The sequence below is a fragment of the Mucilaginibacter flavidus genome, assembly GCF_024055575.1.
Lineage (GTDB): Bacteria > Bacteroidota > Bacteroidia > Sphingobacteriales > Sphingobacteriaceae > Mucilaginibacter > Mucilaginibacter flavidus.
Map to the genome: position 1 here is coordinate 1 of NZ_JAMXOE010000036.1, position 14,156 is coordinate 14,156.

The 14,156-nt window shown below is 38.9% G+C and carries 12 protein-coding genes; 9 read left to right on the forward strand and 3 right to left on the reverse strand.

From position 1 onward, the window contains the following. The first annotated feature begins 953 nt into the window (after window positions 1–953). The 4 genes from NAF19_RS28590 to NAF19_RS28605 all read left to right on the forward strand — a co-directional run bounded on the left by NAF19_RS28590 (window position 954) and on the right by NAF19_RS28605 (window position 4,442). Window positions 954–1,409 carry a hypothetical protein gene (locus NAF19_RS28590; RefSeq protein ID WP_252793800.1) on the forward strand — a complete coding sequence of 152 codons (456 nt, stop codon included), beginning with the start codon at window positions 954–956 and terminating at the stop codon, window positions 1,407–1,409. Between the two features lie 117 nt (window positions 1,410–1,526). Beyond that, the gene (locus tag NAF19_RS28595) at window positions 1,527–2,372 is read left to right on the forward strand and encodes an AAA family ATPase (protein ID WP_252793801.1); all 846 of its coding nucleotides are present in this window, start codon (window positions 1,527–1,529) and stop codon (window positions 2,370–2,372) included. A 10-nt stretch (window positions 2,373–2,382) separates the two neighbouring features. After that, a complete protein-coding gene (locus NAF19_RS28600; RefSeq protein ID WP_252793802.1) occupies window positions 2,383–3,375 on the forward strand; it encodes a DUF3871 family protein in 993 nt (330 codons plus the stop codon). A gap of 605 nt (window positions 3,376–3,980) precedes the next feature. Next, entirely contained in the window at window positions 3,981–4,442 is a 462-nt protein-coding gene (locus tag NAF19_RS28605; protein ID WP_252793803.1) for a hypothetical protein, read from the forward strand. Between the two features lie 21 nt (window positions 4,443–4,463). Here NAF19_RS28605 and NAF19_RS28610 read toward each other — a convergent pair whose 3' ends face one another. From NAF19_RS28610 to NAF19_RS28620, 3 genes are read right to left on the reverse strand one after another with little or no spacing between them, the layout of a single operon-like run. Next, entirely contained in the window at window positions 4,464–5,012 is a 549-nt protein-coding gene (locus NAF19_RS28610) for a type II toxin-antitoxin system VapC family toxin (protein WP_252793804.1), read from the reverse strand. Further along, window positions 5,012–5,347, reverse strand: coding sequence for an STAS-like domain-containing protein (locus NAF19_RS28615; RefSeq protein ID WP_252793805.1), 336 nt, complete (start codon window positions 5,345–5,347; stop codon window positions 5,012–5,014). The genes NAF19_RS28610 and NAF19_RS28615 overlap by 1 nt, the downstream gene beginning before the upstream one ends. A 21-nt stretch (window positions 5,348–5,368) precedes the next feature. Beyond that, window positions 5,369–6,265 carry a hypothetical protein gene (locus NAF19_RS28620; RefSeq protein WP_252793806.1) on the reverse strand — a complete coding sequence of 299 codons (897 nt, stop codon included), beginning with the start codon at window positions 6,263–6,265 and terminating at the stop codon, window positions 5,369–5,371. A 1,713-nt stretch (window positions 6,266–7,978) separates the two neighbouring features. Between NAF19_RS28620 and NAF19_RS28625 the strand changes: the two genes are divergently transcribed. The 5 genes from NAF19_RS28625 (at window position 7,979) to NAF19_RS28645 (ending at window position 14,151) form a co-directional block, all read left to right on the forward strand. Beyond that, the gene (locus NAF19_RS28625) at window positions 7,979–8,338 is read left to right on the forward strand and encodes a heavy-metal-associated domain-containing protein (RefSeq protein ID WP_252793807.1); all 360 of its coding nucleotides are present in this window, start codon (window positions 7,979–7,981) and stop codon (window positions 8,336–8,338) included. A 57-nt stretch (window positions 8,339–8,395) separates the two neighbouring features. Beyond that, on the forward strand, window positions 8,396–10,621 hold the full coding sequence (locus NAF19_RS28630) for a TonB-dependent receptor (RefSeq protein WP_252793808.1): 2,226 nt from the start codon (window positions 8,396–8,398) through the stop codon (window positions 10,619–10,621). Between the two features lie 222 nt (window positions 10,622–10,843). Further along, entirely contained in the window at window positions 10,844–11,149 is a 306-nt protein-coding gene (locus NAF19_RS28635; protein ID WP_252793809.1) for a hypothetical protein, read from the forward strand. 75 nt (window positions 11,150–11,224) lie between these two features. Next, window positions 11,225–12,892, forward strand: coding sequence for a ferredoxin--NADP reductase (locus NAF19_RS28640; protein ID WP_252793810.1), 1,668 nt, complete (start codon window positions 11,225–11,227; stop codon window positions 12,890–12,892). Beyond that, window positions 12,892–14,151 (forward strand): hypothetical protein, encoded by a 1,260-nt coding sequence (locus NAF19_RS28645; protein WP_252793811.1) that lies wholly within the window; start codon window positions 12,892–12,894, stop codon window positions 14,149–14,151. Before NAF19_RS28640 ends, NAF19_RS28645 begins: the two co-directional genes overlap by 1 nt. The last annotated feature ends 5 nt before the right edge of the window (window positions 14,152–14,156 follow it).

Genomic DNA, 14,156 nt, shown 5'->3' on the forward strand with positions numbered 1-14,156 from the left:
TCAGTTTGGCCCGGAATACCCTGGTCAATTTGCCCGGAATGGGGTGGTCAATTTGCAGCGGAATCGGGTGTCAACCTATCCCGGAATCAGGTGGTCAATATCAGCGGAATATCCAATTTAAGGACATTTTCTTGACAAGTCATACAATATTTTAATAAATGTCATTATTTATAAAAGACGCTTATATGTCAGGGGTATAAAATGCTGTTTTAGAAATAAGAGTTATTTATTAGAGGGTGGTGGATGTGATGGTTAATTATTACGTATTGCTAAGCGCTAGCTTGAACAAAAGGCAAGGAAATGCTGCATGTACACAACCTTATACACAGTTCGGAAAACCGAAAGGATCACAAAATATTTTAAACTGTGCTCTGAAATGCTTATCTTCCCGCGCAGGTGCACGCGCAGTAGTACTGTTTACAGTAATCAACCTTTTTCTATATTCCAAATAATATTTAAACTTTGTTCGAACTCAACTAAACTACTCTAGATTATACACTACTTACAGAATAGATACTACGCGCGCGAAGCCAACAGGCTGTAAGTAGGAACGAACTTGTAAGTGTCTCCTCCTCACGAAGCCTTGGGTCAATCTCTATTACAAAAATGCCCCCCCCCACCGCAGATGTTACTAGAATATACACCGTTGTAGAGCTATCCCCAATACAGTTCGAACAAAATAGTCGGATGGATATTTTTTGTCGAAGGAATTTGTATGTCTTGAAAATGTAAGCCATAGTCATGAATTGATAAAACACAATTAGGCAGGTATATACAAAGCCCCAGCCCATGGTGCCCTTCTACACAAGTTCGGACCATATATCCACAAGCCAGGACCACCCCATCCATCACACCCACCTCCGGTGTTTGCGTCGCAAGCCCCCCGCCATACCGGGAGAGAAACGCAATCAAACAAATTCAATTATTAATTTCTAATCAAAAATTTATTAATCATGACAACTATTACAGCAGTCAACAATGGAGAGCAGGCAGCAAAATTAGCTGAAGCTACAAAAAATGGAGCTAAAACGTTATCAGGGGGATTAAATGTTCCTGAAGGCACGCATGAGTTTTTAACGGCAGAAAAAAATGCTTTTGGCATCCTTAATGTTAAATCAACAGTTTCTGGACAATGGGCTTTACCAATTGTTGCTGGTACAATGACATTAGAGGGCGGTAAAAGCAAGGAAACTTTTGAAATATCTGCTAAGCCCGGCGCCAAAAATCTTGTCATTCCTGATGCATTTTATGTTACAATGCAAACAAACACAAGCTATTCAATTACGATTGAAATGCGTAAAGGCAAAAAGGTTGTAACTAACGTACAAACATCAGTATTTGAGGAAAATGTAATCCCTGACAATAAAGTTCGTACAACATCTTCGAAGAAGAAAACATTGGCATTTTAAGGAAAGGGCTTCGGCCCTTTTTTTTTAATTGAGTTTACAACGCATCAATGACTTTGATGGCTCCCAAGTGCGTTCGAACATCGTTGACGCATATCTCTTACCATTAAAAATTAAATCATGCAATTACAAACAGCACAACGCAGAAATGCAAAAATTCGGCTAGGACTACAAGGACCTAGCGGTTCCGGCAAAACAATGTCCGCGTTATTGATAGCCTTTGGCCTGATCGGTGACTGGACAAAAATAGGAGTAATCGATACAGAAAACCGTTCTAGTGAGCTCTACTCGCAGATAGGAAACTACCAAGTATTACATCTTAACCCCCCGTTTTCACCTGAACGTTATATAGAAGCCATTCAAGTCTGTGAACAATCCGGGATAGAGGTAATTATTATTGACAGCACAAGCCACGAATGGAATGGCCAAGGGGGGATATTAGAGGTACATGGAAATATGGTTGGCAATAGTTTTACCAATTGGTCCAAATTGACTCCGCGACACAACCTTTTTATCAACACCATCTTACAAAGCCCTTTACATATTATTTGTACAATCCGATCAAAAACTGAATATGTGTTGAGTGAAAAGAACGGCAAGCAGGTGCCCGAAAAGGTTGGCCTTACAGGTATTCAGCGCGAAGGACTTGACTTCGAACTAACCTTAGTACTTGAAATGGATATTAAGCACCATGCAGTTGCTACAAAGGACAGAACTGGGTTATTTATGGACAAGCCTGAATTTACACCAAATGAAGGTACCGGCGAGCAAATACTAAAATGGTGCGAATCAGGTATTTCCAAAGAGGCAGTAACTGACATGATAAGGACCAGCGGCAGTATGCAAACGCTTCGCGAAATATTCAACAAACACCCCGAATTTCAAGTATTGCTGAATGCAGAATTTTCTGCCAGGAGAAAGCAGCTTGAACCTAACCCAAAGTCAAAAACACCAGTTAAATCTTAATCTTATAACCATGAAAAAAGAACTGAAGGATTCATCCGTAATGGTGCTGTCCGAACCAATCAAAACTATGGAGCATAGAGCCTTGACAGAAAAAACTTTTATAGAGGCCAATACCTTGCCGGTTACACTTGATGAAATTAAAATGCATCACGTTATCCCGGTATTTATTAAGGATAATGAACCGGTCATAAGCCACAGCGATTTTATCGAAGTGATGCAGGAAGTTGCCGGCCATGCTTATAAAGGCGAAACCATACTGCAACCGGCAATAAGAATGAGCCACCCTATTAAAGGCCGGATACCAGAAGCCAAACATAAGACGGCTAAAGACCTGCTGGAATCGGAAAAAACAATCTATTATGAACGTATGGCGTTCGCTATCGAAATTCCTACTATTTATGACGAGATAAGTGGGCAGCAACTGTCTTTAACCATTGGCGGCATTAAAGCCTACAACCTAGACAATATGTATGCCCGTAAAGGTTCGGACGAACATTTTAAACTGTTTATAGGCTTTGAGAATAAAGTATGTACAAACCTATGTATTTGGTCCGATGGCTTTGTACGGGACCTGAAAGTGAAGTCAATTAAGCAATTAATGGATGGCATCTATCAGATGATTAGTTTATACAATGCTGAAAGACATATCCAAGAGTTAAAGCAGCTTCCGGGTCATAGTCTCACGGAACAGCAGTTTGCATTATTGATCGGCCGGGCGAGGCTTTATCCAAACTTGCCAAACCACCTGAAAAAAGATATACCGGAATTGTTATTTAATGATACTCAGTTAGGTACCCTGGTGAGGGATTATTATAAGGATGACAGCTTTTCACGCAATGACGATGGTTCAGTAAATCTATGGAATCTGTATAATCTTTTCACCGGTGTTAATAAGAGCAGTTATATTGATTCTTTTCTTGATAAGTCACACAACGCCTCGCTATTTACCAGGCAATTGCTTAACGGGCTTCAAGGAAGTTCGGACAACTGGTTTCTAACCTAACAACCGGCTAACCCATCTCAACATGAATTATTATGAGATAAATCGGTACTGCAGCCCTAAAAGCTTACTGGTAATTACACCGAAGGGAACGCTAATCAGGATTTACTGCCCGTTCCAGGTGCTTTGCATCGACCCAGTGGATGACTTGAGTGAGTTCGGACTATATATGGTCGGTTCTGTTTTAATGTCCGAGGCGGGGCTAATTGTGTATGAAATAAATAACGTTTCGTATCACCACCATTTTTTCCTTATATGTGCTGATGAATAGCACGAGGCTTTATGCTGTATTTTGTTTGCTGTGCTTTTGAGACGGTTTTAGCCTTGAATAAAAAAACCACTGAAAATGAACAGAAAAATCTTAGCTATGCTTTTTTAAAACTTTGTATACCTTTACATCAAGAAAATTTAAAAAGAATAGTTATAAACGGCGATTCGCTTTAAAAATCCCTGATCTGAAACCGACCAAGTTTTAACAGTGTACCAGGGAAGTATAAGCTAACGCCCATGCTGAATAAGCGTGGGCTTGCTTTGCTTTTGGTACACGGGCTCTTGGTCGGGCCTCAGGTCTTAAGTAATAGTAAGTTCCACGCTTAACCAGTAAAACAATGAAACCTAACTTTAAACCTTTATTTACGTGCTTTATTATCTTACTTTCCACATGCCTTATAGTTAAGGCCCAATTAATACCATCTGCTAAACTTGAAACAAAAAAAGTGATGAATGGGTCAAAACTAATTTCCGCTGAGGTCGGTGATAGCTTAGCCTTAAACAATTATTCATTTAAGGCGTGGCATAGAATTGGTTTATCGGCAGACGAATCCTTTACCTTTTATTCATTAAAAACCGAACTTACTTCTCGACCTGTTGTAGTCGTTATTGATAAAGCTATCATAAAAAAACGAAATCTCAAAACTGGCGATACCCGATATGTTGCATTTGGGCATAATGAGTTTGATCATGATTTAACCTATAAATTGGTTCTTTTTTATCGTCGCAATATATTGTATGTCGTTCAAATATTCGAATATATCAAAGGGCAGTCTACGACGATGTTTATGTACTCATAGCTTTACAAATAAAAAGAAATATTAATATTTTAGGTTTGTAATAACCGGAACTTCCCTGAGCGGATGATGGATTAAATCATTATCCCTTGTAAATATCATCCATTTTTTTCGAGCTGCTATTTCTAAAAAATAACAATCGTTAAAATCTCCATTGTAGCACATTTTGCCAATTTTGTCCAAATCTAATAGCTGAAAGTCATCGGGAAAAGGACTGGCCAGTTTGATAATATTTTTGTTTACGGAATTTAGAAAATCAATTATTTCTTTGTAGTTTTCAGTTTGCCGATAGTGATCTTTAAACTTGTCTTTTCTGGCATTTTCAGGTTTTATTTTCCATGCTTGAAAATCGTCTCTTATAACAACATTGGAAACCTCTGATAGAACAAGAGATGTCACATATAAATTAGCGTTAACGCTCTTACATACTTCAAAGAATTTAGTGATTTGTTCTTGAATGTCTACCTTATATTCTGCCAAAGGTGCAAATGCATAAAGAAGAACATTTGTATCCAAAAAAATATGATGGCTACCTTTAGGCTCAAATTCTCTTAGTTGGAAGGTTTCGGACATTATTCAAAAGTTTGATCCATGCGCTCATTAAATGAACGTTTATCTATGAAATACTCTTTAGCCCTTTCGATCACTTTTTTCAGAATCGACAAATCGTCCGAAGATATATTTTTTATATGTAGCAAGGCATTAAGTTCCTCGGAGCTATATTTTGCATATAATCGCCCTACAGCTGCATTTAGAAATGCCGACGTAATAATTTCAATTCCTTTAAAATCCAAATCAATCGCAGAGTTGGTTCCGATTTCTTTTTGAATTATATTATAAATTAGTTCACCAGAAGTAGGGGTCAGCGCACTATCGCCTCCAATGGTTTCACGAATATTTAAGGTCATTTCTTTGAGTATTTAAAGATACTAAAAAATATTACTTGTATTTTGTTTTTCGTTTGTTAAAATATAAAAATTGGGATCCCCTAACTTTATTTCTAAAGTTACAATTGTTCCCGGAAAATCTAATTCTTGCCCTATAAAATTAACTTTACCATCAAAAATTTCCACGAAACCATTTCCTGAAACGATTTGCAATTTTCCTTTATTGTATGAAATTAAATCCTGCAATAATTTAAGACCCAGCCCTCCTGGTTCACTCCCTTCCTTTGTTGTATTACCGTCGATAAGAGCCCATCTTATTGCCTCATTTCCAGACAAGTTTTTCGATAAATAATTATTTACATTAGCTGTAATGGTATTACCCAAATCCACAAACGTTATCAAAACCTTTGGATTTGCCTTAATATTAAATAGCTGACCACAGCAATATACATATTCACAGCCGGCATGGGTTATAGCATTTATACATATTTCAAAAATATTTCTAAGAATTGCCTTTTTAGCAGGGGCACTCATTTGTGGCATTCCTGGTTTGCCAAATAATTCTAACGAAAAAAATTCTTTTGCAGCAGCCTCATCACTAAGATTAAATTTTTTATAGGGAATGCTTGTTAAAAAATACCGAGGTGCATAAAATGTATACCCGAACGCTTCTAAAAACTCATTGCGAGCTAATACCCTTAAAATTTGGATTCTTACATTTTGTAGGCTGACATTTTTATTTCGAATTTTTAGGCCTTCCAAAATATTACCTAAAACAGCACACAGATTTCCTTCAATAAATGAACAAGCCTCAAAATCGACAATAATTTCTTTACAGTCTAGTAATAATGCGGAACCAGCAACCCATGATAAAAATGCATACCCTTCTTTATCAGCTTTTAGACTTTGTGGAATCGGGATATTGAACAAGTTGACCATTTATATTTAGCGAATATATAACCATATATTTTGATTAGAGGTATTGAAACGCAATTTTAACGCTAAAATGATGTGAAACATACTTAATTACTATCAAACTAAAACATGCAGTCTAAAGGGATAATAGACATAAGCAATCATTCGTTCGTAAAAGACACATTAGCGCGTTCAGCAATTTTTATAAGCTAGTTCAATAAATATCAATGTCCCCTTCCAGGAAATGTTTTAAAGATAAAAAAGAAAGTTTCTTTTTCACACTTCGTTCGTGCTTAATCTAAAGTAGTACTATCTTGTTCGTGCCCTGCCGATAGTATACTGGCAACCGGAAGTCCAGCTGCTGCCTTTTGTTTGGTCGCCTGCAGATTTAGCAACCGCCCCGCTGACACATGGGGCCAATCCATGGGACTAAGTAGCCCTTCAGAGTTTGCCTTTCTCCTGGTTGGGTCTGCTTCACACTCGCGGCGGCTCACATGAAGACAACTCATTCCCGAAACGCACAACAGTAAGCTGAACGACCGAACTTGATTAAGGAAATCATCTGTTACATCAAAGATAGCCTCCACAAGTAAAGCAGTAAAGGGGCTTTCGCTGCATAAACCCACGCAGCCTTTCACACACAGCCCATTTCTTCCACGATCCCCTTGACAGCTTTACTTGCTCTTGCTTTTGGTTGCTTAACAGTTGATAACCTAAAAACCTATGATTTTAAAAAGCGATATCTTATAAACGAGTTCGGACGCTCCAGCGTCCGTTGCCGCTCGCGCGATCTGTCACACGACCTAGGCGCTTAGGTAACACACAAAAAGGTTTTGGTGATTGTATTGTGAAAAAAGCTCGCGAGGATTAATCCTGAAAAAGTTCCCAACTCAACTAAAGCGACATGTTTCATTAAATAGTGTATGTAATACTGTATGCATAAAATACAAAAACCGCTTTAGAACTAATCTAAGCGGTTTCTTGTACTCCTAACGATACAAATATCCAAACATTTTGTAGAAGATATACGGCTTTTAGGGCTTTTAATAGCATAAATCAAGATACGTGACGGGAATAAAATCCGGACGTTTGTTCGTTCGTCTTTAGTTTGTAGAATAAAATTTAATTAAAAACTTGTCCAAACCATAGCGGCCAGTTGTTCTAAAATATTTATTTTACGCTCATGATGAATCATTTAATGTAACACCAATTTACTTCATGTTTGATTTTAAAGTTTACAGTTTAACGTATTTTATTACAGAATTTGATTTTAATTAAGAGTGACGTTAATCATAAATATGTTACTTTTGTCTGAATGAAAGCGTGCACTTTCCTACTTTCCATGTATATTTTATTCCTGTGTTTAACGCCGGGCATAAAAACTATTGAAAATAGCCAGAAGATAGAAACATCTTGCTGTGAAAACTGCGGGCATGTCTTAACACATCCGAGACCTCCCAATGCTAAACAAGAAAGCAAGCAAAACACCAAGAAGATGTGCAACCCTTTTGAAAGTTGCAAAACTTGCATAGGTTTTTGTTCTGCTTCGCTTTCAGCATCTGTCAATCCGATTTCACGTGGTTTTGCTAAACTCGTAGCCAGTAATGAAGAAGCAACAAAGCACCTTGCGTTAGATTTTTGGCAACCGCCCAAGTTAAGTTAACAACACCGTTCATTTTTGCAGCTTTGGTAAACCCTAAGGCACGATTTATCCGTTAACTTAATAATTCAAAAATCATGAAATCATTATTTTTCACTGCGGCAATAGCCGTATGCGCCATTATATTTAGTACAGCAAATAGTTTCGCACAAACGTCTGCCAAGCTTTCTCACACCGGAAGCAAAGATTCAACCATAACCATCAAAGTAAGCGGCATTACCTGCTCCGGCGACCTTAAAATGATCACTAACAGCGTTCAAAAACTGCCAGGGGTAGCAAGCTGTAAACAAATTGGTAAAATGTCGCCGAACAGCAGCTTTGCCATTCAGTTCGATCCGTCAAAAGTAACCTTTCCGGCATTGGTCAAAACGGTGGAAGCAACCCCAAGTTGTGATTACCCCGATCAGCACCCCTATAAGGCTAAAATAAAAAAATAACTTTTCAAGCAGGGATTGCCATTTGCATACCCCGCGCTCAATTCAGAAAAAATGAAAATGAATAGGATATTACTGTTCATTGCTGCCTGTTTATTCACTTGTATAGCAAAAGGACAAGTGATCAGCGGAAAAGTGACGAACATCAAAAAACAACCTTTGGCGGGTGTATCAGTCTATTGGTTAGATACAGCTATACGTACCGCAACTGATACCACAGGTTTATTTCAGATTGCTCTATCTGGTAAGCTTCCTGGAAAACTGGTTTTCAGCCTGGATAACTACGAACCTGATACACTACAGGTCACGGGTAACTTTTTACTTGAGATCAGGTTAAAGAAAGTCAAAGGGCTAAATGAGGTTAGGGTTACGGGGCAACGTCCCGGCACTTTTATTTCGTCGCTTTTTGCGCAAAAAATGGAGATCATTACCCCTTTAGAACTCAAAAAGGCAGCTTGCTGCGATCTTGCGGGGTGCTTTGAAACACAGGCCTCAGTAGATCCCCAAACGACGAACGCGGTTACCAATTCAAAGGAACTGCGGTTATTGGGTATTTCAGGTATCTATAACCAGGTCTTGATTGACGGTATGCCATTAATACAGGGACTTTCTTATACCTACGGCATCAGCAGCATACCCGGCACCCTGGTGGATAACATTTTTGTATCCAAAGGGGCTAATTCTGTCATTCAGGGATTTGAAAGCATTAGCGGTCAGATCAATGTGGAAACAAAAGAACCCGATAAAGCAGATAAGCTTAACCTTAACCTCTATGTCAATAATTTTGCTGAGAAGCAGTTTAATGCAGATTATGCCTATAAAAAGTACCGTTGGAGTAATGTCCTTGCTTTTCACACCACACAACCGGCTAACAAAATTGACCAGGACAAGGACACTTTCTTAGACGTACCTTTATTAACGCGTTATATGCTCTTTGATAAACTGAAATATGGCAACGAAACGGATTGGGGATGGAGTTCGATGGTGGGAGTTGGCTATCTTCATGAACAGCGCATAGGCGGCCAGATCAATTTTAATGCGGCCAGAGATGAAGGCACTATGAATGCCTATGGACAGGTAGTTAATATTTCACAACCGGAAGTTTGGACAAAAACTGGCTATCGTTTCAATGACAATGAAAAGCTTACTTTCATCGGTTCAAGCTTTTACCAGGATCAAAATTCTTATTTCGGCACGACTAAATACCTGGCCAACCAAACCAGCGCTTATGCCAATTTTCAATATGAATTACTTTACAACGGCAAGCATTCACTAATTACAGGAATAAGTTACCGTGATTTAATGCTCAATGAAAATATTGCATTTAATACAAATCCGCTGAACCCGACCTTTGCGGGCGAATACCGGAAAAATGAACAGATACCCGGTTTTTTTGCCGAAAATACCCTGAATTGGGGTAATGGTAAAATTGGCTGGTTAACAGGTGTTAGATTAGATCATGATAATCAATTTGGATTTTATTTTACACCCCGAACCTTATTGAAATACGAATTGAGCAAAAATGCGACACTCCGGGCTTCAGTAGGAACCGGATGGCGAACTGTAAACCTGTTCAGTGAAAATGTTAATTTACTGGCAAGCTCACGGAATATCGTGTTTGCCGAACCATTGAAGTCGGAGAAGGCGGTAAACTACGGTTTAAATTTCACGCAAAAGTTTGAAACGCAAAACCTGGAAGGATATTTAAGCGCTGATTTTTATAGAACCAGTTTTCAAAGCCAGGTTTTCATGGATTATGATACAGACCCCACAAAAGTAATCATCAGCAATTTTATCGGGACTTCTGCATCAAATAGTTTCCAGGCAGAAGCCTACGCCATGTTTTTTAAGGTGTTTGAATTGAAAGTTGCTTACAATTATCTGGATGTTTATCACATTGTGAATGGCAATCATGTGGAGCTTCCTTTCAACTCAACTAATAAGGTTCTTACTACCGTATCTTATAAACCTGTTTCAGGAAGCTGGCATATAGATTTTAATGCGCATTGGTATGGCAAACAGCAATTACCTGATACGCATCTCAATCCGGTCGAATATCAAAGGCCTGATCAATCAATACCCTACTATATATTCAACGGGCAATTTACCAAAACATGGAAGCAATTTGAAGTTTATACCGGCTGTGAAAATATTTTCGGCTTCCGCCAAAATCAGCCGATTATCGGTTGGCAGTACCCGTTTGGAAAATACTTTGATACGTCATCAGTTTGGGGGCCGACAAGGGGGCGAGAAATATATATTGGGGTTAGATTTAAGATCATTTAAACATCCACGACGGTTTTTGGGAAAACCCCGTGAAGGAAAGAGTTTTAAGATTTGCGGTCATGTGAGGTATAGCACTGCGCCAATTAAAGCAGCAAAAGCACCAGTCAAATCGTACTTCCCGGTTTAAAGCGGTTTGCCTTCCAGGCCTAATCTGATGTGGATTACAGTTTAATATTAATCCACCTCTGATAACAACCATTCAACAATTATTATATTTGCGCTGTGAAAAACAAGGTTTTTACTTTCTTCATCCTGTTGGCTGGTATATTTTACCTGTCTTCTGTATTAGAATTCGATCAGGAAGAAAGCAAGGCCAATTTTAAACAGGAACAACAATATAAAATTGCTATAGAAAAGCCTAATGACGTTCATGCCCCCGTTAATTTAGCTCTTTTGCCCTTATTATTTGTCTTTAGTGTTGCTATACTGACGTACATCACCGAGACAAATCCTAAAAAGCTCTCCGATCTTGCCAGGTTTCTGCCACCCGAAAGGTTGTTTCTGCAGTATTCCGTTTTTCGTATCTGATTTTAATTTCCTGCTCTTATATGCGCTTGCCGTTCATCCGGCAGGTAAGTTCTGGAAATCTTAAAATCATCATCCATGTCAGATTCAATATTTCTGCAATTATCCGCTGACGCGGGGATTGTGGCCACCCTTATTTTAACTGTCAATTACCTGTTCGGTATATTGATCAGTACTTCTTATCAGAGATCAACTCTTTATAATAAACTACCTAAATCCTTAAAAAGCGTCAATATTTATAACTGGCATAATTGGACGGCTTACATTGTTTTAACCCTTGTATTGCTGCATCCGGTTTTATTGCTTTTTGACCCTTTAACAAAATTCACGTTTGTTGATATTGTCTTTCCAATAAATGCGCCGACACAAAAGCTGTTTGTGGCGTTAGGCACCATCTCCATGTTTGCGATAGTGTTGGTTATTTTAACAACGCAAAAATTTGTAAAAAACCGGCTTGGTTTTCGCACCTGGAAAAATATTCACTTAATTTCTTACGCAACAGGTTTGCTTTTCATTGTGCATGGGATTGTGATGGACCCGGAATTAAAGAACAGGCCAGTTGATTTCCTGGATGCAGAAAAGGTAGCCAGTGAAGCCTGCTTTTTAATTTTATTGGCTGCGATCTATTTCAGGGTTCGTTACGAGATCAAAAAAAGGCATTCGTCAAAGTTTTATAAGCTGCGCGTTTTGAATGTAATCAGCGAAACAACCGATGCAAAATCATTCGTTTTAGATATACCTGGAAACCTAAAAGATGTATTTACCTATACGCCGGGTCAATTTATCAAGTTAAAATTAATGGTGAATAGTAAGGAGTATAAAAGAGCTTATTCCCTTTCGAGTTCACCTGTCACCGATGACGGATTTTACTTTACCATAAAGAGGGTTAAAGATGGTATCGTTTCTAATTTATTAAACGATACGCTCACGCCAGGCTATGAACTTCTTGTTCTTCCGCCATCAGGTAATTTCTTTAAAGAATATCCTTCCAGTGACCCAACCCATTTTGTATTTTTTGCTGGCGGAAGCGGTATTACGCCCGTTTACAGCATTATCAAATCCCTGTTAACTAAGCAGCCTCATTCCCACCTCTCCCTGATCTATGCAAACCGGGATCTGGATTCTATTATATTCAAAAGAGAACTTGAACTCTTAGAAGCTTCTTATCGGGAAAGATTGACTATAACCCATGTCTTGAGTGCCGCATCAGCGGGATGGGGCGGGCTAAAAGGGCGGCTTGACCAGGATAAAATAGTTCAGTTTATGAATAAATGGATGATCATGCCGGTTGCGGATACCGTCTATTATGTATGCGGGCCTTCACCATTTATGGAATTAGTGGAACAAGAATTAGCATACCATAAAATACAACCCTCTAAAATTCATCTCGAAAAATTTGTATCCATCAGCAATGAAGAAGATCCTTTAAAAGCAGGTACCGGCTTAGAAGATATTGGTACAGCCGGTGCCAGTTTAAACGCGCAATTGGACGGAAACAATCATCAGACGAATTGTAAAAAAGATCAAATCCTATTAGATGTATTATTAGCGGCCGGGATTAACGCTCCCTATTCCTGTAGAGAGGGCATTTGTTCAAGCTGTAAGGCAAAGCTTGTGGAAGGAATGGTCATAATGAAAAAGCATACTGCTCTTAGCGATACAGATATTAAAAACGATCACATTTTGACTTGCCAGGCCACCCTGCTATCCGCAAAGATCAAGATTGATTTTGATACCGTAAAATAATGGGAAAGTTCAAATATTTGTTAGCAGGTGTGCTTTCCATACCCTTGCTATTTTTTAGCCTGTTACTTCAAGCACAAACGGCAGACACTACTAAAAAAATTACCATTAGCGATAGCGCAGCCCGGCCACACCCTTTTCAATACGATAAGGATTCCGGCTTGCAATATAAACGAGGAGATTTTACTTTAACAACCTGGGCGTATGCTGAAGGTTTGTTTTCTCCCGGCGACTATTCCGCATTTCGTCGCGTAAGGCAGGGGATGGAATTTAAGCTTCCGGCTTATAACTTGCGCATTAATGGCAACAGGTACAGGACTGTATTATTTTATGAAGTGGATTTTACAGACAATAAGTTTTTCCAGGCAACCAAACGGTTTAAGGATTGGGAAAACTTATTTATTGCTTTTCAAAATGCGGACGATCCCAATAAGTTCAGAATACTTTTTGGCGAAAACACCCACATACTCTCGCGTGAAGATAATTTATCGTCGGGCAATCTTCCTACGATTAACCGTAGCCTGATTTTAGAAGAGCATGGCTCGGTTAACAATTTCGGTGTGCAGTGGGGGTTGCAAATACAAAAGCAAATTAATCCGACCATGTTTCTGCAATTTGCCATGCAGGATAACCGGGGTTCGATGAATACGGATACGCCACGTTACCAGTTTTGGAAAGATATAGCCGTTAAAGTAACAAAAACCTTGATCACATCAACGGATAAAAACCCGGAAAGATTAAACCTGGGCATCGCCATCGACCGGACAGCTGACATTACCAACAGGAGTTTTGTTCTGGCATCCGCCATTAACCAGCTCTCGCTTGGAAGTACACCCGCTACCGGGAATAAATTGAGTTTTGAAAACAACCTGGACTATACCAATTGTCTGGGCAAGCATTTATATACGTTTGAATATGAAACTATTTATTCCCGTTATTCTGATCAGGGTTTAAATGTTGCAGGCGGGTATGCCATGCTGCAATTTCAACTCTTTGATAAAGCAAACGCAGGCGATCTTGTTCCCTTTGCCAGGTATGACCTTGTTAATTTATCAAATAGGGTCCAGGCCGCTACAGAACAGGCGGTCAGGTTAGGATTCAACTATAACTTGCCGTTTAAACATAAATTGGTAAACTTTCATCTCGAATATGCGAAACACTTTTTAAACGGTTCTTCGCAAATAATTAATCCGGGTCAGCGAAATTTTGATGAGTTTCGCTTTGAATTTCGGGTAAACGCTGCGCGATATTTAAGATTTTAAATTGA

What these genes read in the sequence shown, in the direction of transcription:
- NAF19_RS28590 (WP_252793800.1), top strand. Translation starts at nt 954, where the DNA reads ATGACAACTATTACAGCAGTCAACAATGGAGAGCAGGCAGCAAAATTA.
- NAF19_RS28595 (WP_252793801.1), top strand. Translation starts at nt 1,527, where the DNA reads ATGCAATTACAAACAGCACAACGCAGAAATGCAAAAATTCGGCTAGGA.
- NAF19_RS28600 (WP_252793802.1), top strand. Translation starts at nt 2,383, where the DNA reads ATGAAAAAAGAACTGAAGGATTCATCCGTAATGGTGCTGTCCGAACCA.
- NAF19_RS28605 (WP_252793803.1), top strand. Translation starts at nt 3,981, where the DNA reads ATGAAACCTAACTTTAAACCTTTATTTACGTGCTTTATTATCTTACTT.
- NAF19_RS28610 (WP_252793804.1), bottom strand. Translation starts at nt 5,012, where the DNA reads ATGTCCGAAACCTTCCAACTAAGAGAATTTGAGCCTAAAGGTAGCCAT.
- NAF19_RS28615 (WP_252793805.1), bottom strand. Translation starts at nt 5,347, where the DNA reads ATGACCTTAAATATTCGTGAAACCATTGGAGGCGATAGTGCGCTGACC.
- NAF19_RS28620 (WP_252793806.1), bottom strand. Translation starts at nt 6,265, where the DNA reads ATGGTCAACTTGTTCAATATCCCGATTCCACAAAGTCTAAAAGCTGAT.
- NAF19_RS28625 (WP_252793807.1), top strand. Translation starts at nt 7,979, where the DNA reads ATGAAATCATTATTTTTCACTGCGGCAATAGCCGTATGCGCCATTATA.
- NAF19_RS28630 (WP_252793808.1), top strand. Translation starts at nt 8,396, where the DNA reads ATGAATAGGATATTACTGTTCATTGCTGCCTGTTTATTCACTTGTATA.
- NAF19_RS28640 (WP_252793810.1), top strand. Translation starts at nt 11,225, where the DNA reads ATGTCAGATTCAATATTTCTGCAATTATCCGCTGACGCGGGGATTGTG.
- NAF19_RS28645 (WP_252793811.1), top strand. Translation starts at nt 12,892, where the DNA reads ATGGGAAAGTTCAAATATTTGTTAGCAGGTGTGCTTTCCATACCCTTG.